This window comes from Sphingobacterium sp. UBA7631 (genome assembly GCF_002483935.1).
Taxonomy (GTDB): domain Bacteria; phylum Bacteroidota; class Bacteroidia; order Sphingobacteriales; family Sphingobacteriaceae; genus Sphingobacterium; species Sphingobacterium multivorum.
The window spans coordinates 286,604-306,102 of the sequence record NZ_DLIX01000008.1; the positions used below are offsets into that span (position 1 = coordinate 286,604).

At 39.5% G+C, this 19,499-nt stretch carries 18 protein-coding genes; 9 read left to right on the plus strand and 9 right to left on the minus strand.

Features of this window, described 5'->3' with window-relative positions:
* Positions 1-792 carry a GLPGLI family protein gene (locus tag B3P16_RS15760; RefSeq protein ID WP_286802805.1) on the plus strand — a complete coding sequence of 264 codons (792 nt, stop codon included), beginning with the start codon at positions 1-3 and terminating at the stop codon, positions 790-792.
* 61 nt (positions 793-853) lie between these two features.
* Here B3P16_RS15760 and B3P16_RS15765 read toward each other — a convergent pair whose 3' ends face one another.
* Both B3P16_RS15765 and B3P16_RS15770 read right to left on the minus strand, forming a co-directional pair.
* The gene (locus B3P16_RS15765) at positions 854-1,033 is read right to left on the minus strand and encodes a histone H1 (RefSeq protein WP_070562307.1); all 180 of its coding nucleotides are present in this window, start codon (positions 1,031-1,033) and stop codon (positions 854-856) included.
* 118 nt (positions 1,034-1,151) lie between these two features.
* The gene (locus B3P16_RS15770; protein WP_286843501.1) at positions 1,152-3,290 is read right to left on the minus strand and encodes a S46 family peptidase; all 2,139 of its coding nucleotides are present in this window, start codon (positions 3,288-3,290) and stop codon (positions 1,152-1,154) included.
* A gap of 176 nt (positions 3,291-3,466) precedes the next feature.
* Between B3P16_RS15770 and B3P16_RS15775 the strand changes: the two genes are divergently transcribed.
* From B3P16_RS15775 to B3P16_RS15785, 3 genes are all read left to right on the plus strand, one after another.
* The gene (locus tag B3P16_RS15775) at positions 3,467-4,837 is read left to right on the plus strand and encodes a DEAD/DEAH box helicase (protein ID WP_070562365.1); all 1,371 of its coding nucleotides are present in this window, start codon (positions 3,467-3,469) and stop codon (positions 4,835-4,837) included.
* Positions 4,838-5,194: 357 nt separating this feature from the next.
* The gene (gene gldC, locus B3P16_RS15780; RefSeq protein ID WP_046674054.1) at positions 5,195-5,545 is read left to right on the plus strand and encodes a gliding motility protein GldC; all 351 of its coding nucleotides are present in this window, start codon (positions 5,195-5,197) and stop codon (positions 5,543-5,545) included.
* Positions 5,546-5,572: 27 nt separating this feature from the next.
* Positions 5,573-5,980, plus strand: a complete 408-nt coding sequence (locus tag B3P16_RS15785; protein WP_112373768.1) for an EVE domain-containing protein — start codon at positions 5,573-5,575, stop codon at positions 5,978-5,980.
* A gap of 110 nt (positions 5,981-6,090) precedes the next feature.
* Here B3P16_RS15785 and B3P16_RS15790 read toward each other — a convergent pair whose 3' ends face one another.
* The 7 genes from B3P16_RS15790 to B3P16_RS15820 all read right to left on the minus strand — a co-directional run bounded on the left by B3P16_RS15790 (position 6,091) and on the right by B3P16_RS15820 (position 13,837).
* Positions 6,091-6,618, minus strand: a complete 528-nt coding sequence (locus B3P16_RS15790) for an acyl-CoA thioesterase (RefSeq protein ID WP_046674180.1) — start codon at positions 6,616-6,618, stop codon at positions 6,091-6,093.
* A gap of 14 nt (positions 6,619-6,632) precedes the next feature.
* Positions 6,633-7,547 carry an SDR family oxidoreductase gene (locus B3P16_RS15795; RefSeq protein ID WP_286843503.1) on the minus strand — a complete coding sequence of 305 codons (915 nt, stop codon included), beginning with the start codon at positions 7,545-7,547 and terminating at the stop codon, positions 6,633-6,635.
* Between the two features lie 182 nt (positions 7,548-7,729).
* Complete coding sequence (locus tag B3P16_RS15800; RefSeq protein ID WP_286770817.1) at positions 7,730-8,674, minus strand: M20/M25/M40 family metallo-hydrolase; 945 nt, start codon at positions 8,672-8,674, stop codon at positions 7,730-7,732.
* Between the two features lie 88 nt (positions 8,675-8,762).
* Positions 8,763-9,413 (minus strand): lipoprotein signal peptidase, encoded by a 651-nt coding sequence (locus B3P16_RS15805; RefSeq protein ID WP_070562322.1) that lies wholly within the window; start codon positions 9,411-9,413, stop codon positions 8,763-8,765.
* Between the two features lie 55 nt (positions 9,414-9,468).
* On the minus strand, positions 9,469-9,855 hold the full coding sequence (locus tag B3P16_RS15810) for a TraR/DksA family transcriptional regulator (RefSeq protein WP_046674049.1): 387 nt from the start codon (positions 9,853-9,855) through the stop codon (positions 9,469-9,471).
* Between the two features lie 3 nt (positions 9,856-9,858).
* Positions 9,859-13,272 (minus strand): isoleucine--tRNA ligase, encoded by a 3,414-nt coding sequence (gene ileS / locus B3P16_RS15815; RefSeq protein WP_286843505.1) that lies wholly within the window; start codon positions 13,270-13,272, stop codon positions 9,859-9,861.
* A gap of 214 nt (positions 13,273-13,486) precedes the next feature.
* Entirely contained in the window at positions 13,487-13,837 is a 351-nt protein-coding gene (locus B3P16_RS15820) for a HesB/IscA family protein (protein ID WP_046674047.1), read from the minus strand.
* A gap of 285 nt (positions 13,838-14,122) precedes the next feature.
* Here B3P16_RS15820 and glyA point away from each other — a divergent pair, with 285 nt between their 5' ends.
* The 5 genes from glyA to B3P16_RS15845 all read left to right on the plus strand — a co-directional run bounded on the left by glyA (position 14,123) and on the right by B3P16_RS15845 (position 19,406).
* Positions 14,123-15,394 carry a serine hydroxymethyltransferase gene (gene glyA, locus B3P16_RS15825; RefSeq protein ID WP_046674046.1) on the plus strand — a complete coding sequence of 424 codons (1,272 nt, stop codon included), beginning with the start codon at positions 14,123-14,125 and terminating at the stop codon, positions 15,392-15,394.
* A gap of 543 nt (positions 15,395-15,937) precedes the next feature.
* Positions 15,938-16,534, plus strand: coding sequence for an RNA polymerase sigma factor (locus B3P16_RS15830; protein WP_046674045.1), 597 nt, complete (start codon positions 15,938-15,940; stop codon positions 16,532-16,534).
* Positions 16,535-16,995: 461 nt separating this feature from the next.
* Entirely contained in the window at positions 16,996-17,691 is a 696-nt protein-coding gene (locus B3P16_RS15835) for a zinc metallopeptidase (protein ID WP_070562330.1), read from the plus strand.
* A gap of 133 nt (positions 17,692-17,824) precedes the next feature.
* On the plus strand, positions 17,825-19,165 hold the full coding sequence (gene ffh / locus B3P16_RS15840) for a signal recognition particle protein (protein ID WP_046674043.1): 1,341 nt from the start codon (positions 17,825-17,827) through the stop codon (positions 19,163-19,165).
* A gap of 67 nt (positions 19,166-19,232) precedes the next feature.
* Positions 19,233-19,406 (plus strand): hypothetical protein, encoded by a 174-nt coding sequence (locus tag B3P16_RS15845; RefSeq protein ID WP_286843506.1) that lies wholly within the window; start codon positions 19,233-19,235, stop codon positions 19,404-19,406.
* The last annotated feature ends 93 nt before the right edge of the window (positions 19,407-19,499 follow it).

A 19,499-nucleotide genomic window follows, 5' to 3' on the forward strand; every position in this document is an offset into this window, starting at 1 on the left:
ATGAAAGATATCAAAAATTTACTCGTCCTATTGCTGTTCTTTTTCTGGGGAGCTACAGCTGTTGGACAATATGCTTATTTTCCTACACAAGGAACAATTACGTATGACAAGACTGTGTTTCTTAAAAACCTCCTCAAACGCTATGCAACTTATGCAAAAGACGAGGATACACGAAACTCCATCAAAGAAATGATGGGGCAGATTCCCGAAAATCAGGTGTTGAAAAAGAAACTGACCTTCTCCAATGATGAGGTGCTCTATGAGCATATTGCTGAAGAGTATTTGGACGTTGTTAGTGGCTTGATGCGCTCTGGAATTTTTGAGTCGGGGATAAGTGGCTATCAGAATCTGAAAAGTAAAGCCTTTAATTCTGTCTTTGAGTTAGGTGGGGAAAGGGTTGTCGTGGCGGATTCGACATTGAAGATCAAGTGGAAAATTACGAATGAGTACCGTGAAATTGCAGGTTATCCCTGCCGCAGGGCCAATGGACTTGTATTGGATTCCATCTATGCCGTTGCTTTTTATACGGATCAAATCCCTGTTTCAGGAGGTCCTTCGGCCTTTAATGGATTACCGGGGATGATCCTTGGTTTGGCCGTTCCAGAACTACATTACAATATGTTTGCGACAAAGGTGGAATTGGGCGCTGTAAATCCTTCATCGGCAACATTGTTGAAAAAGAAAGATAAACCCTTGACCAGGCAGCAGGTTTATGATAAACTGAAGTCCTCTTTCGGTGATTACCTGGGTATTAAGATTTATAATTTGGTGATGGCCTGTACATTTCTGTAAAAGCCAACAAAAAAGGCCTTTCATTTGAAAGGCCCTTTTTATGTCTAACTTCGAAAAAAAACTATTTTCCGTCGTTTTTCTTAGCAGTAACTTCGTTACGAAGTTCTTGTGCTAAGGTTTTGATTTCTTGTAATCCTTTACGTACACGTGTACCAGCTGCAGAATTACCATTGTTGAAGAACTTGTCTGCATCAGCTTCGATAGAAGCTACTAACTCTTTTAATTTTACGTAGTTTTCCATTTTTTTATAATTATAATTTTAGTTTTTATGGTTTTTCCTAAACACTCCTTAAATATACAAAAACGAATCAAATAGAAAATAAATTTCGTTTTTTTTTATCGAAAAAGCTTAAAAAAAACTATTCAACAATCTTAAGTTCGTCAATAATGTTAGTTGCACCTGCAAATTTATCGATGATAAATAATACATAACGGATATCAACTGAAATTGTACGTTGTAGCTTATGGTCGAAGATCACATCGCCAGCCATTGCTTCAATGTTACCATCAAAAGCTAGGCCAATTAATTCACCGTTGCCATTTATCACTGGTGAACCTGAGTTTCCGCCTGTTATGTCATTGTCACTTAGGAAGTTTACTGGTAAATGTCCTTTTTTGTCTGCATAGCGGCCATAGTCCTTATTATTGTACAGATCCATCAAACGCTGTGGCAAATCAAACTCCTCGTCGCCCTTTTTGTATTTTGCAATAGTACCTTTTAACGTCGTGTAAAAGTTCTTGTCAGCATCGTTACGCGGGTCTTGTGGTAAGCCTTTGATCGAGCCGTAAGTTAAACGTAAAGTACTGTTCGCATCCGGATAGAATTTACCTTTTGGATTAGAAGCCAATACACCAGCAACATATTTGCGATAAGCACCATCAAATTTGTCGTCTTGTGCTTTCCAGCTAGGATCTACTTGACGGTATCTGTTAAGTAGGGCCGAAGAAAGTTTATACAATGGATCATTGGCTAAGATTTCAGCGTTAGGGGTAGCCAGATAATTGTTCAAACGTTCCGCTGAAGCGAAGATGCTGTTCTTCACAGATTCTTTGACATACCCCGTAAAATCGCCATTGTTTTTAGCCGCCAATTCTGCAATATATGGTGCAATATTTCCTGCTTTTTTAGCGTAAAGATTCAATTCGTCAATCAATACCTGCTCTTCAAGCGGCATATACATTTTTTCATAACCTGCATCGATGGCCGACTTTAAACGAGGAAGAATAGCATTTCTTCTTGCTTCATCTCCAGCAGCATAAACTTCTAAACCGGATCCGATTGTATACGGTAACGCTGCCATTGCGCTAGAACGCAGCATGCCCATTAAATAATTGTCATGTCTAGCTTTCTCGTTTGTCGAAGCATAAAATTCGTTGATTGTTTTGATGACATCACCGTACTCTGCTTTGTTAGCAGCTTTATTTGCCCATTTGTCAAATTTAGCTTCGTCTTTTGCTTTCGCTTCCGCCGTTTTATGTAATGTCAAAGCGTCAATCATTCCTTGACGGTTTTTCCAGTAATTCGCTACTTGAGAGTATTTCGAAGCGTAGTTCAATTTGACTGCCTGGTCTTGGTCCATGAATTTTTTCATGGCATCCATACCTGTTTTAGAAGCTTCTACCCAAGCTGGATAAGCGAATTTAACATTTTGGTTGATGCCACCAGAAGGCATCCAACGATTGGTGCGACCTGGATATCCTAAGATCATTGCAAAATCTCCTTCTTGAACACCTTTTAAGCTGACAGGTAGGAAATGTTTCGGTTTCAAAGGAACATTATCTTGTGTATACTCTGCGGGATTACCATTTTTATCAGCATATACGCGGAAAATCGAGAAATCTCCGGTATGACGGGGCCATTCCCAGTTATCGGTATCACCACCAAATTTACCGATGCTATTTGGAGGCGTGCCCACCAACCGAACGTCATTGTAATCTTGGTATACAAAATAATAGTACTCATTGCCTTGGTAGAACGATTTTACTTCAACCACATACTTGCCATTTTCGCTATTTTCCTTTTGGATTTTAGCAGTCTCAGCAGCGATGATCTTTTTACGTTCATCTTCAGACATGTTGTTGTTGACCAAACCTAAGATTCGTTTTGAAACATCATCCATACGCACAAAAAAGCGAACCGATAGAGACTTAGGTTTTAACTCTTCATTTTTGGATTTGGCCCAGAAACCATTTGTTAAATGATCATTTTCGGGTGTAGAAAGTTCCGCAATAGCACCATATCCACAGTGATGGTTGGTGAATACCAATCCTTGATCAGAAACGATCTCAGCGGTGCAGCCACCATTGAATTGTACGATTGCATCCTTTAAGCTAGAGTGGTTAATGCTGTAGATTTCTTCGGCACTTAAGCGAAGTCCTTTTTTCTGCATATCTGACTCATTCAGACGCTTTAGATACATTAAAAACCACATTCCCTCATCGGCAAATGCAGCAAAGCTTGTTGTGATGAACAACAAACACATCCATAATTTTTTCATATCAACCTGATAAAAAGTTTGTTTATACAGTACAAAAATGCTTTAATTCTCTTAAAAACCAAAATATTAGACTTTATAATATGCTTTTTGCCAATTTTTATGTCAATTGAAAGTAAATGTGTACCGTATTGGTTGTCAAGGAAAGTCAAATGGACTCTTTTCCTTATCTTTGCAAGATGCAGCAATCATTTGAAAATTTTAAATTCAATAAACAGATCTTAAATGCGATAGCGGAGGCGGGGTATCAACAACCGACAGAGATCCAGGAAAAGGCAATTACGCCAATATTGGCCGGTCAGGATGTGATGGGTATCGCTCAGACTGGAACTGGAAAAACGGCGGCGTTCGTTTTGCCCATGCTGATGAAGCTTAAGTATGCTCAGGGAAATGATGCGCGTGCGTTGATTTTGACACCAACGAGGGAATTGGCCATGCAAATCGAAGAAAATATTAAACTGTTTTCTACTTATCTTGATTTGCGTTCAGTGGTACTTTATGGTGGATTAGGGCCAAAAACTCAAATAGAAGCACTCGAAAAAGGAGTGGATATTATCGTTGCAACTCCGGGTCGATTTTTGGACCTGTACCTGGAAGGACATATTGGCGTTAAGTCACTTAAATTTTTGGTCTTAGATGAGGCCGATAAGATGATGGATATGGGCTTTATCAGTAAGATCCATCGCGTGCTTGAAATTGTGCCACGCAAACGGCAGAACTTACTGTTCTCAGCAACAATGAGTGAGCTTGTCCGCAAAATTGCAGGCGATTTCTTAGCATTTCCGACGGTTATTGAAGTGTCCGAACAAGCTACACCAGCGAAGACGGTAAGCCAGGCGCTCTATATCGTTCCCAACCAAAAGACAAAATTGAATTTACTTCAACATCTCCTAAAAGATGATGAAGCGTTTAGCCGATTGATTGTTTTCTGTAAAACAAAGCAGGTAGCAGATAATGTTTTCCACTTTTTGGAACGCAAATATGGTAAAGATGAGGTTCGTGTTATTCATGCCAATAAAGGCCAGAACACGCGCATCAATTCTATTAATGCATTTAAGGAAGGAAATATCCGGATTTTGGTCGCAACGGATGTGGCGGCGCGAGGACTTGATGTTTCTAATGTAAGCCATGTGATCAACTTTGAAGTACCTATTGTTATTGAAGATTACGTACATCGTATTGGACGTACCGGGCGAGCGTTCAATGAGGGGGACGCCATCACGTTCTGTAATGAGGCCGAGAAATATTATGTTCGCAAAATCGAAAAATTGATCAAGCAAAGTATCCCTGTGCACGCACTCCCAGAGGATGTCTTTATCGAGAAAACACCTTTTCATGAAAAACAGGATATTGCGCGCGAGATTGATAATCAAAAGCGAAAAGATGATCCTGATTTCCAAGGTGCTTTTCACGAGAAAAAATACGTTATCAAACAGAAAGAAGTGCGCGAGGCACAACGAGCTTCGGGATTTAAACCAAGAGCAAAAAGTAAAAGTAAATCTGCAGGTGGAAAATCGGGGGGAGCAAATCGTAATTTTAAAAAACGTTAATTTATTGTGCGCTTTACACCACTAAATATCGCTAGTGCATGCCTTGTTGCCTGGTTTGTTATGGAAAACCCCAATGATGAAAAGGCCTTATTTACATGGGGTGCATTTATCCTATTGTTGTTGATATTGACCGTCATTGATATTGTATTTAGGGTCTTTGTAAAGCCAAATAAAAAAATGTGGTTATTACAATTGGCATTTTTGATAGTCGTTTGTGTCACCAGTTTAATTGTTAAAGTTACCTTTGGGTAAAAGGTAAAATTTAAAAATAAAGACGAGTTAGGTTGTAAATCGATGACAAATATAGTCTCTGTTTCAAAAAACATAGCTCAATAAAAATAGCTCAATAATATTAAAATGAAAAAAGCTGAAATAAAATTACAGGTAGCGTTAGATGAAAACAACGTGCCTGAAAATATCATGTGGTCGTCTACAGATGGAAATAATGCGGAGGAATTACCTGCAAAAGCCATGTTTTTAGCCCTATGGGATTCACATTATAAAAATTCAATGCGTATCGATCTTTGGACTAAAGATATGCCTTACGATGAGATGAAACGTTTTTTCTACGAAACACTTCAAACATTGGGCGACTCCTTTATCCGTTCTTCAGGCGGTGATCCAATGGCAGAAAAGGTTATTGGCGACTTGCGTGATTACTGTGCGCATTTTGCAGATAAAATGGAAGTTTTAATGCCACAACAATAGTTTTAAACGCTTAACAGAAATTTGACCATGCAATACTTCTTAGTAAAATCTGAACCATTTAAATATAGCTGGGAACAATTTAATAAAGATGGCCGTACATTTTGGGATGGTGTTCGTAATTACCAAGCTAGGAATAATATCAAAGCTATGAAAGAAGGTGATTTGGTCCTGTTCTACCATAGCAATGAAGGAAAAGAAGTTGTCGGCGTGGCCAAAGTCGTCAAGGAATTTTATCAGGATCCGACAACAGATGACGAGCGTTGGGTCGTTGTGGATCTGGCACCTGTAGAGACGCTGAAGAAATCCGTTACGTTGGAAACCATTAAGGCTGATGCGCAGTTGCAGGATATCGCTTTGGTCAGACAGGGGCGTCTGTCTGTGATGCCTTTGAAGCCGGAGGAGTTTGATCGGATTTTAGCGCTCGGCAACGAGTAAACTACCGCAAATAAATAAACCCAGTGTATGGGGATATAACAAAAAAGGGAAAACAAGCTGTTTTCCCTTTTTTATTATTTGCACGGTATGTAAGCCATAAAAATTAGGTATTAATTCTTTTGGCTAAAAAGACTGACCAGCGCTTTTAATTTTTTTGCATTTTCAGGCTTTAATTTCCCCGCGAGAATAAGACGCAGCTCTCTTCGTTGTAATGCATCTTCGTAAGCTTTGTGTTCTATGTCTGTTTCAGGAATTAGTACCGGCACAGCTTTGGGGTTGTTATCCGCATCAACAGCAACAAAGGTATAATAAGCTTCGTTGGTTTTTACACGGGTGCCTTCCGGTAAATTAGATGCGAAAATTTCCATGCGTACTTCCAAAGAACTATTAAACGCACGTGTTACTTGAGCTTGTATCGTGACGACCTCACCCAGTTTAATGGAGCGCTTAAAAGATACATTATCAACAGATACTGTGACGACGACATTGCTACAGTGTTTTTGAGCAGCAATAGCCGAACAGATATCCATCCAATACAATAAACGGCCACCCATCAAATTTCCAAATGTATTGGTATCGTTGGGTAATACCAATTCGTTCATCTCTGTGTATGACTCTCGCGCAAATTTCTCTATCATATCATTATTTGTCATTATCGTCCAAACGTTTTGAATTGATGATCTATGATTGCCAAAGCATCCGTAAATGACGTCGGCACATAACCCAATTCAGCGTTAGATCTAGTCAGGTCAAAGCCTGTCTGCCGTGGCCTGTTTTCTGCCTGTCCAATGCTGGCAGCGCTGATCTCCGAAATCAATCCTTTGTCTAGTTGCCAGAAGTCTGCAATTTTGTAGACAGCCTCATTGATCGACATAAGCTCTGCTCCTGAAATATGAAATATTCCCTGTGCTTCTCGGTCAATAGCGAGTTGGCAAGCATAAGCTAAATCATCCACAAAGGTAGGCATTCTCCATTGGTCATTGACTACTTTTATAGGTTCATTTTGTGACAACTTACTTTTGGCCCATAATACGAGATTCGAACGATTGGGGTCAGCATTGATCCCATAGACTAATATTGTGCGAAGGATAGCATAATGACAGCCCGATTGTGCAAGCACTTGTTCGGAAGCATATTTACTTTTCCCATATTCACTTTGTGGATTGGGAAGATCTGTTTCATTATAAGGGGCATTTTTTTTGCCATCAAATACAAAGTCCGTAGATAAGTGGACCAATTGGGTCTGATGTGTAGTACAATAGGAGGCAATATAGGCCACAAGATCGACGTTAAGCGATTGACATGCGGCTTGATCTGCTTCACAAGCTTCCACACTTGTCATGGCTGCTGTATGTACAATTGCATCAAAAGTTTGTGCAGCTAAAAAATCTGTCAGTTTTTCCCGATCCGATAGGTCTACTTGATAGAAAGTATAATTCACTTGATTCGGGTTGCGATTTGGACCCTTCGAAATGGCAACAACATCATATTGGTCATTTTTTGCAAGTAAATCAACGACTTTTTGGCCGAGGAATCCATTGGATCCTGTCACTAGTATTTTTTTCATCAACAATAATTAAATGATATCCAAGCACCCGTTTATAAAGACTCGTTTGCAGGGACTTAAGTGCGCTGTTTAGTTTATTCGTGTATGTCTACAAACTCGTTGACTAATCTCTGTTATAGCATCTGAGCATATAAAAAGCTAGATTATCACTTGCTGTTAAAGACAAATCCGCTTTTTTTGTTTTAGTTGGTCCATATAAAGTCCATTTTACTGGATTGTTTCATGATATTTTCAACCACTGTTTTTTCTAGATCTAAAATGGATTTTAAAGCATTGTAATCAATTTTATCGGCATCATCGGTCGGCATATGGTAGTCTGGGTGTCCACCAGTATGGAAAAACAACACCGGTATATTCTTTTTGTAGAATGAAGTTTGGTCAGATCCGCCATTACCATCCTTACTAAGATTAAATTTTATAGGGGCCTGAACATCTTTGAATATAGCCGGCCATTGACTACTTGTTCCATAGCCGATTACAGCAAGGCCATTGCTGGGATTATAACGGCCAATCATATCCATATTCAGCATGGCTGTGATTTTCTCCAATGGGAGCGTAGGGTGTTCCGTAAAATATTTGGAACCTATTAATCCCAATTCTTCTGCCCCGAAAGCGATAAATAATAGGTTGTAAGGTTCTTTTTCCTTGTTGCTGCTAAAGTAACGTGCGAGCTCCAATAAACCAGCGGTACCAGAGGCATTATCGTCGGCTCCGTTATGGATTTTGCCTACTCCTAAAGAATCCTTTGAGCTTCCTTGACGACCTGTTCCCAGGTGATCGTAATGTGCGCCTATAACAACTGTTAAGTCGGCACCATTGTCAAGAAATCCAATGATATTATCTGCATTGCGAATGCTGTCTGCAACTTTTACTTTCCAGACTTTGGCTTTGAAGGATTGGCGGTAGCCTTTTTCACCTTTAGGCTCAAGTTTGTATTTTTTGAATTCCTTTTCAATATAATCTGCAGCTTTAAAGACTTCCTTACTGCCCGTTCCTCGTCCTTGCATTTTGTCGTCAGCGAGGTAATAAATATGTTTCTTTAAGTTGGAAACTTCGATCTGCTGCGCCTGTGCTATTTGGATTCCTAGTAGGCAGCAAAGTGTCAGAAGTAGACTAATGTTTTTCATGCGAATAGTAGAGTTTAGAAGTTGTATTGGGTTATATGTAAAAAAAATAAAAGCCTTGCGATTAACAAGGCTTTTAAGGAATATTTCGTTAATCTTCAACGATTTCGCTGTGTATGCTGGATTTTTCTTCTTTTTCGGTTTTGAAATACCGTTTTTGAAATAACAGGATTAAAACCACCCCAACAGAAATCGCCGAGTCTGCAATGTTGAATACAGGTCGGAAAAAGAGAAACTCTTCACCACCCCAAAAGGGCACCCAAGAAGGGAAGTTACCTTGAATCAATGGGAAATAAAGCATATCGACTACTTTCCCGTGTAGGAAGGAAGAATAACCACCACCTGCTGGAAACAAACTCGCTTTATCATACCAGGTGCTTTCACTAAAGATGACACCGTAAAAAGCAGAATCGATGATATTTCCAAGTGCACCGGCAAGAATTAAGGCAACATTTAAGATGAAACCCCGGTTGTACTTATTTTTGATCATGTAATGCAGGCCGTATCCAATACCCGCTACGGCTAAAATACGAAATACCGTCAAAAATAATTTTCCATAATCACCGCCAAATTCCATCCCATAGGCCATTCCATTGTTTTCAATAAAATGAATCTGGAAAAATTTGCCCAATACATGGTGGCTTTGTCCGATTGTCATGGATAACTTAACCCAGATCTTCGACAATTGGTCTATTAAAAGTATCGCGACAATAAGCGCGATCGGTTTCGTATAACCCTTCATTGTGTTATAAAAATGGTCTTTGCCTAAACAAAGACCATATATTTAATGCCTAAAATTAATATTGTTTGTTTTTCGCTTCGATGCTCAACGTTGTATGTGGAACAGCTTTCAAACGTTCTTTTTGAATCAGTTTCCCTGTTTCTCTACAGATACCATACGTTTTGTTCTCGATGCGCACTAACGCCGCTTCTAGGTTGTCGATAAATTTCTTTTGACGAGCAGCCAATTGATTTGTTTGCTCTTTTTCCAAAGTAGCTGAACCGTCTTCCAATGTCTTGTACGTTCCAGCAGTATCGTCGGTACCATTTGCATTACTGTTATTTAGCGTTGCGGTCAACGAGGAAAGCTCTTCTTTTGCTATTCTAAGCTTGTCCAAGATAATATCTTTGAATTCTTGTAATTCTGAATCGCTATAGCGTGTTTTCTCGTTGTTGTTTGCCATAATTTAATTTTTTTGGATTAATGCCTTAAGTTCTTTGCCATCGATCTCGATGGTCTCTCCTTCAGTTAGTGAATCTTCAAATACCAATGAATCGGCCAGAATTTCGGTGCAAATATACGATAAATTTTCGTTGGCAGCATTGACCACTTCTGAAGCAGCTGTTAACTTTACGTTAATTCTATCAGTTACTTCTAATCCTTTATCCTTCCTTAGATTTTGTAGGCGGTTGATCAATTCTCTTGACAAACCTTCTTTTTTCAATTCTTCGGTGATATGTACATCTAATGCTACGGTCAATTTACCTAGGTTCGCTACCTGCCATCCCTCGACGTCTTCTGCTATAATTTCTACATCGCTCAATAGAATCGTATATGGCGTGCCTGCTAGGGCCAATTCGCCTGTTGATTCCAATGAACTTATTTGATCTATAGTCAACGATTGGATAGACGAAGAAACTAACTTCATATCCTTACCAACTTTCGCGCCAAGAGCTTTAAAATTTGGTTTTATTTTTTTCTTAATGATACCGGTGGTGTCCGTAATAAACTCGATATCTTTGATATTCGTCTCCGAAAGTATCAGATCTTTTACTTTTTCTACCTTTTCCTGGAAGGCACTATCAAGTACCGGAACCAAAATTTTGTTTAATGGTTGACGTACGTTGATGGAGGTTTTCTTACGCAAGGAAAGTGTCAAAGACGAGATGTCCTGCGCTAACGCCATACGTTCTTCCAGATCTTTGTCGACTAGACTTTCATTGTAAACCGGGAAATTCGCCAAGTGAACAGATTCAACTTGTTCCTTATTCGTTGCTGCATTCAAATCCAGGAATAACCTGTCCGAGAAGAAAGGTGATATTGGCGACATCAATTTCGCAATCGTATCAAGACATGTATAAAGTGTCTGATAGGCCGAAATTTTGTCTTCTGTATAATCTCCTTTCCAGAAGCGACGACGGCAAAGACGGACATACCAGTTGCTGAGATGTTCATCAACAAAGTTTTGAATAGCACGCGCTGCTTTTGTAGGCTCGTAATCCGCCAAGTATTCGTCTACTTCCTTGGTCAACGAATTTAACAAGGAGATAATCCAACGATCAATTTCAGGACGTTTCTCCAACGCAATATCGGATTCTGCATAGGAGAACTTATCGATATTGGCATACAATGCAAAAAAAGCGTAGGTATTATATAAAGTACCAAAGAATTTACGACGGACTTCATCCAACCCTTCCATATTGAATTTAAGGTTGTCCCATGGAGCGGCATTGCTGATCATGTACCAGCGTGTTGCATCGGCACTGTATTGATCGATCGTCGAGAATGGATCCACACCGTTGCCCAGGCGTTTGGACATCTTATTTCCATTTTTATCCAATACCAGGCCATTGGAAACGACGTTTTTGAAGGAAACCGATTTGTACATCATCGTAGAAATCGCATGTAAGGTGAAAAACCAGCCCCGTGTTTGATCAACCCCTTCAGCAATAAAGTCTGCCGGGTATGCATGATCGAATCCAGCTTTAAAAGGAAATTGTTCCCCTTTGGCTAATTTTTCGTGATCCAGTCCCCATTGTGCATAGGGCATGGCACCCGAATCAAACCAAACGTCGATCAAGTCAGGTTCGCGGAATAACTTTTGTCCGGCATCGGAAACCAAGACGATATCGTCTACATAGGGACGGTGAAGGTCCAATTGTTCGGTATCGAATTTATCCAAGTAAGCTTTATTTTTCGCTTTTTCATCCTCAGACAGAATGTCGGAGGTCAAAGAAGCTTCCAATAAAGACTTTAATTCAGGTAAGGAACCGATACAAACCTCTTCATTTTCGTCTTCTGAGCGCCAGATAGGAAGTGGAGTTCCCCAATAACGTGAACGCGAAAGGTTCCAGTCTACCAGGTTTTCCAACCAGTTTCCAAAGCGTCCAGTACCGGTTGCTTCAGGTTTCCAGTTGATGGTTTTATTTAAGGCAACCAAATCTTCTTTCACTGCTGTGGTGCGGATAAACCAGCTGTCTAGCGGATAGTAAAGAACAGGTTTGTCTGTACGCCAACAATGTGGATAGGTGTGCTCATATTTTTTGACATCAAAAGCTTTGTTGTCCTCTTTTAGTTTGATAGAGATCAACACGTCTGTGGGTTTGAAATCTTCTTTTGAACGTTCCTCTGCACTGTAATATTCCTCTTTGACAAATCTTCTGGCAAAATCGGTGATTTCACTTACAAAACGTCCCGTACGGTCCACAGTAGGAACCTCTTTTCCGTTTTCATCTTTTACCAAGATGCCCGGTACGCCATGTTCTTTTGCGACACGAAAGTCATCCGCACCATACGTAGGGGCTGCATGGACGATACCCGTACCATCCTCGGTCGTAACAAAGTCGCCTGGAATAACGCGGAAAGCATTTTCTTGTAAATCCTCGCTGGTGATATAAGGCAACAATTGCTCATAACGCAAGCCAACAAGCTCTTCGCCCACAAATTCTGCTGCAAGCTCCCAAGGAATTACTTTGTCGCCCAATTTATAGTCTTGGAAGGATACATTTTCGCCTTCTGCTTTAAAATGTTTGCTGATCAGATCTTTCGCTAATACGACGGATACAGGCGCACCGGTATATTTATTGAACGTTCGGATCTTCACATAATTTATTTTCTTGCCTACAACCAGAGCTGTGTTGGATGGTAAAGTCCATGGTGTGGTGGTCCAGGCAATGAATGCAACATCCTCCGCATCGTCGTCAACTAATTTTTCTATAGCTGGATGAAGCTGACTTTTGATCAGTCTAAATTCTGCAACGATAGTGGTATCTTTCACATCTTTATAGGTGCCGGGCTGGTTAAGTTCATGTGAACTCAATCCCGTACCTGCTGCCGGAGAGTAAGGCTGTATCGTATAACCCTTGTACAAAAGACCTTTTTTGTAAAGTTCTTTCAATAAATACCATAAGGTTTCGATGTATTCATTCTTGTAAGTAATATAAGGATGTTCAAGGTCAACCCAATACCCCATTTTGGTGGTTAGGTCATTCCATACATCGGTATATTTCATTACCTCCTTGCGACAAGCGTCATTATATTGTTCTACGGTAATCTTTTTGCCGATATCCTCTTTTGTGATTCCAAGAGCTTTTTCGACAGCAAGTTCAATGGGCAGGCCATGGGTATCCCAGCCGCCTTTTCTTTTCACTTGGTAACCTTTCAAAGTCTTGTAACGACAGAAAATATCCTTAATCGTACGTGCCATCACGTGGTGAATCCCCGGCATGCCATTTGCAGAAGGCGGACCTTCAAAAAATGTATAGGTCTTGCTTTCAGGACGATTATTGATACTTTTTTCGAATATTTTTTCCTGTTCCCAACGGGTCAAAATCTCTTTACCTATCTCGGGTAAATTTAACTGCTTATATTCTTTGTACATCAGACTGTTGTATGCTTCTTTTATAAAGGTCGCTAATTTAGTGATTTATGATGGAAAATGAAAGAGGGCTTTGTTGTACTAATCTCATTAAATCGAGGTCGAACTTTTTGAAATCTCTCCTCGATCAACCGACAAAAAATGAGTGTGGTGTCTACTACGACAAAGGGACTACCTATGGCAGTCCCTTTCTTATTTCATTCGTACTGAAATTCAGTTATGCTGAAAAACTGCTTCCACATCCGCAGGTACTTGTTGCATTAGGGTTATTAAATGTGAAGCCCCTTGCATCGAGTCCTGATTTGAAGTCGATTTCCATTCCGGCAAGATATAGGCCATGTGCTTTGTTCATAAAGATGCGGATTCCTTGAATTTCGTATTCGTTATCGCCGTCCTTTTTCTGGTCAAAGCCCAAGATATAACTCATACCGGAGCAACCGCCGCCTTCAACACCGACACGTAAACCAAAATCATCAGAGATTTCTTGTTGATCCTTTAATTTATTTAGTTCCTTGATTGCCCCTTCTGTTAAAGAAACAGGAGCAACTGCTGTATGTTCTGTACTCATTGTAATAGTGTTTTAGCCAATCCAATACAAAAATACATTTTTTTAACGGCAAATTGCTTGACCTGGATTTTTTGACATTTTCGAAACATTCAATTCTTTGTCCGCTTATTTTGTCCGATAGTACCATAAAATGATCCCGACCTAATTAGGTAATTCGCATTAATAAGGCTGTTTTTCTAAGAACATTTAATAAAATATGGCTTTTTGTCGATATTCTTTATGGAATATGCTATCTTTGAGGCATTAAAATAAACTACAAAATTTACTTTACAACATTTAAAAACAATGGAAAGAGATCAAGCCATTTTTAATTTAATAGCTGATGAGCTTAAACGCCAAGAAGAAGGTATTGAATTAATTGCTTCAGAGAACTTTGTTTCAAAACAAGTGATGGAAGCTGCTGGTTCAGTGTTGACAAATAAATATGCAGAAGGCCTCCCAGGAAAACGTTACTATGGAGGTTGTGAAGTTGTGGATGAGATCGAAACCATCGCAATTGACCGTGCAAAACAATTATTTGGCGCAGAATGGGTAAATGTTCAGCCTCACTCTGGTGCTCAAGCAAATGCGGCTGTTTTTTTGGCGACAATCAAACCTGGCGACAAAATTTTAGGTCTTGATTTATCTCACGGTGGTCACTTGACACACGGTTCGCCAGCGAACTTATCGGGTAAGATCTATCAACCATTATTTTATGGTGTAAAAGAAGACACTGGTTTAATTGACTATGAGCAATTGGAAGAAACAGCGCTTCGTGAAAAACCAAAGATGATTATCTGTGGTGCTTCTGCTTATTCTCGTGATTGGGATTACGCACGCATCCGTAAAGTTGCAGACGAAATTGGTGCTATCGTGATGGCAGATATTTCTCACCCTGCAGGTTTAATCGCGCGTGGTTTATTGAATGATCCACTTCCACATTGCCATATTGTTACAACAACGACGCACAAAACGCTTCGTGGCCCTCGTGGTGGTATGATCATGGTCGGTAAAGATTTTGAAAATCCATGGGGTATCAAAACACCTAAAGGTGAAATCCGTACAATCACACAATTATTGGATTTAGCTGTATTCCCAGGTACACAAGGTGGTCCTTTAGAACATACAATCGCTGCTAAAGCAATCGCTTATGGTGAGGCTTTATCCGATGAGTATATGGAATATATCGTTCAGGTAAAGAAAAATGCAGCTGCATTGGCGCAATTCTTTGTAGAAAGAGATTATAAGATCATCTCTGGTGGTACAGACAATCACTTGATGTTGGTGGATCTACGCAATAAAGATATTTCTGGTAAAGAAGCCGAAGCTGTATTGGGTAAAGCGGGTATCACAACAAACAAAAATATGGTTCCTTTCGATACACGTTCTCCTTTTGTGACTTCAGGTGTACGTTTTGGTACTGCTGCAATCACTACACGTGGTATTAAAGAGAATGAAATTATTCAAATCGGTGAATTGATCGATGAGGCATTGAAAAATGCGTCTAATGATGCGCAACTGGATTTGATCCATGGTAAAGTAAAAGCAATGATGGCTGAGTTCCCATTGTATAAATAAGACTTTTTCCATAGGAATAGAAAAAGCGGAATTACCGATGCGGTGGTTCCGCTTTTTTTATTCCTCCTCTTTTTTCTACTGCCATTTTAGAAAGAATAGTTCCGTTATAGTCTCGTATCAACTTAACTTTTTAGACGATATTAACAACAATCTTATACGGACTTTAAACGGATTTTATAGGTATTCATCCGAATGAGGTCCCTATAAGGTCCCTATTAGCTCCCTATAAAGTCCGTATGAAGTAATAACTTTAAAACTTGTTATTTTGGAGCTGTTCGAGGTTGTTATTCCATCTTGTCTGAAGGGGTGTACTGTGGTCGAAGAACCTTTATTTTGGAATTATGAGGTAGATAACTTATTTTTAAATGTTAAAAAATCTTAAAATAAATTGTAATAATTTGATTACTCATTTATTTTACGGTAATTTGGTTTTAGATTAATTGATTGTTTTACAATAAGAAAGGATAGTTTATACGGCAAACATTTACATTTTAACACAGAACTGATAATTTATTTGCGAACTGCTAAAAAAGTAAGTGACGTATGAGACTTTTAAAAAGTAAAAGCGATCAAGAGTTGATCCAAATGTATGTCGGTGGCCAAGAGTCCGGTCTAGAGGCATTGTTGAATCGATATAAATCGAAAATATATACTTCCATATATATGAAAGTAAAAGATGAATATCTTGCTGAAGATATTTTCCAGGAGACTTTCATAAAAATCATCAACACCTTAAAATCCGGTAAATATAATGAAGAAGGTAAATTTTTACCTTGGGCTATACGTATAGCGCACAATATGATCGTTGACTTTTTTAGAAAAGCAAAACGTGCTCCGAATATTGTGAATGCCGACGGGTTTGATATTTTTGAGGTGCTCGAATTTAGTGATGAAAGCGCAGAGTCAAAAATGCTCAAACAGCAGGTTGATGTTGACCTTAAAAAAATGATCCAAAAGCTTCCGGACGATCAAAAAGAAGTGCTTATTATGCGTCACTTTTGTGATATGAGTTTTAAAGATATTGCGGAGATAACCGAAGTAAGTATCAATACTGCTTTAGGGAGGATGCGCTACGCATTGAGCAATTTACGTAAAATGATTGAAGGTACTGATCTTACCCTGCAAATGGGCTATTTATAATAAAGGGGGCATTTTTTAATGCCCCTTTTTATTTGCATTCCTAATTGGAGCCATAGGAAGTCTCGACGCTTTTGTAGTTTCTCGTCTTTTGTCTTAGTTTCTCATCTTTGTCTTAATAGTATAGCAAGGCTACAATCCGTTGAGCATCGTGTTTTCAAAAGCCATTTGCTTCAATAATAAGCTCCCTGATCGAACTTGAAATAAAACGCATCTCCAATACTCACCGATGAGACTACATCTTGGATTCTTGTTAAATAGCGCAGGTGTTTCACTGTACGAAGCTGAAAATGGAGTTATCTGCCCAAATGATCTGGCAATTATGTCATGTGGAGATCAGAAGAACCTGTTCTTTTTGTCAGGTCAAAGACTTTTTTTATCTTAGAAATTCATGCATATGCCTTTTTTCGACGATTGGAATAAGGTTTGATAGTCATATAATAAAATAAAACGATTGAATAGCTATGTACTTGATTTTATTTATTGGAATAATGGTGGTAAGCCTGATTGTCCAAACAAGATTCAAAAACAAATTTAAGAAATACGCCGAAATGCCTTTGAGCAATGGGATGTCTGGAGCTGAGATTGCGCAAAAAATGTTAAATGATAACGGTATATATGATGTAAAGGTAGTGTCTATTCCAGATCGCTTGGGAGATCACTATAATCCGTCAGATAAAACCGTAAATTTAAGTCCTGAAGTTTACAGTGGCCGCAGTGTTGCAGCTGCAGCAGTAGCGGCGCACGAATGTGGTCATGCTGTACAGCACGCCAAAGCCTATAAATGGTTGGGATTCCGTTCGGCAATGGTTCCGATGGTAAATGTGGCCTCTAAAATGACATCATGGGTATTGATGCTGGGTGTTATGCTATTTGCTTTTTCCAAAGGGGGTAACCCCTGGCTTTTAGCTGTTGGAGTGGGGGCTTTGGCTATTACGACCCTGTTTTCTTTTATCACCTTGCCCGTAGAGTTTGATGCGTCGAACCGCGCACTGGAATGGTTAAACCATGCTGGTGTAACCTATAATGGCGAAGAACATGACGGTGCGAAAGATGCTTTGAAATGGGCAGCGATGACTTATGTCGTAGCGGCGTTAAGTGCGTTGGTAACACTTTTGTATTATGCGTCTATTTTATTCGGTGGCCGTAGAAGTGATTAAATACGGATATTGTAACTTTATCCTACAAAAATGCGATTATTTTTCATAGTCGCATTTTTTATGGGGTGTTAATGAGGTTACTATAGACAATTTTTTTAACTTTGCTGTTTATATAGAATAAGATTCAGATTTTATGTTTTCAAATCTTCAAGATAAGTTAGATAGGGCCTTTAAAGTATTAAAAGGACAGGGTAGTATTACCGAGATCAACGTTGCAGAAACGATGAAAGAAATTCGCAAAGCGTTGTTGGATGCCGATGTGAATTATAAAACTGCCAAAACTTTTACCGACGATGTTAAACAAAAAGCTTTAGGCGAAAATGTACTGACAAGTATTTCCCCAGGCCAATTGTTGACGAAGATCATGAACGATGAGTTGACAGCTTTGATGGGCGGATCTGTTACGGAGCTTGAGACTGGAAAAAATCCAACAGTCATTCTAATTGCGGGTTTGAATGGTGCTGGTAAAACAACTTTCTCCGGTAAGTTGGCCTTGTACCTTAAAGATAAAAAGAATAAAAAACCATTGTTGGTGGCTGGTGACGTTTACCGCCCTGCAGCGATCGATCAATTGGAAGTGCTTGCCGAACAAGTGGGCGTACCAGTGTATGTGAATCGTGAATCTAACGATCCTATTGCGATTGCCAAAGCCGGTGTGGAAGAAGCAAAACGCAATGGAAATAATGTCGTAATCATCGATACAGCCGGTCGTTTGGCCATCGATGAGCCTTTAATGGTGGAGATTACAGCAGTTAAAGAGGCGACAAAGCCAGACGAAATCCTATTTGTTGTGGATTCAATGACTGGTCAGGATGCCGTGAATACAGCTAAGACGTTCAACGACCGTCTGGACTTTACAGGTGTAGTATTGACTAAGTTGGATGGTGATACACGCGGTGGTGCAGCTTTATCGATTAAATCTGTCGTTAATAAGCCTATCAAGTTTATTGGTACAGGTGAAAAGATGGATGCATTGGATGTATTCCACCCTGATCGTATGGCCTCTCGTATTTTGGGTATGGGTGACGTGGTATCCTTAGTGGAACGTGCACAGCAACAGTTTGACGAGAAGCAAGCCGCAGAGCTCCAAAAGAAAATCCGTAAGAATAAATTCGATTTCAACGATTTTAAATCCCAGATTCAACAAATCAAGAAAATGGGTAATATGAAAGACCTCATGGGAATGATCCCTGGCGTTGGGAAAGCAATGAAAGATATTGAAGTCGATGACAATGCTTTCAAACCCATTGAAGCGATTATCGATTCCATGACACCTTTTGAACGCGAAAACCCAGATGTCATTGATCAAAAACGTCGTTTACGTATTGCGAAGGGATCAGGTACTGATATTAATGAAGTGAATAAGTTATTGAAACAATTTGGTGATATGCGTAAAGTCATGAAGCAGATGTCTAATCCGGCGATGGCGGCTAAATTGATGCGTAATATGCCCAAAATGCCAGGAAAAATGTAATTTTTGGAGAATAGTTACATCATAAGAAGGGCATCGTTTTATACGATGCCCTCTTTTTTTTCTGAAAATGTCTGATCTTATTGGCCAGAAAGAACCTTCAGTCCGCTTTCATTGCTGTTGGTGTCTGCAAAGTCATGAAGGTTTTGAACATGGCATTGCTCTTTCGATTAAGTTTCGGTTGCTGCTAAGTGCTGCACCAGATGAATTGGGGACTGCTTGCAGACCGGATACGGGGCATTAGTGCCTTAAAATTCGAACTGTTTTTAAAGAAATAATTCGTAATTTCAAGTTCCTCACCCGAGTAAACGAAATATTTGTTAAATTTGTAATTATT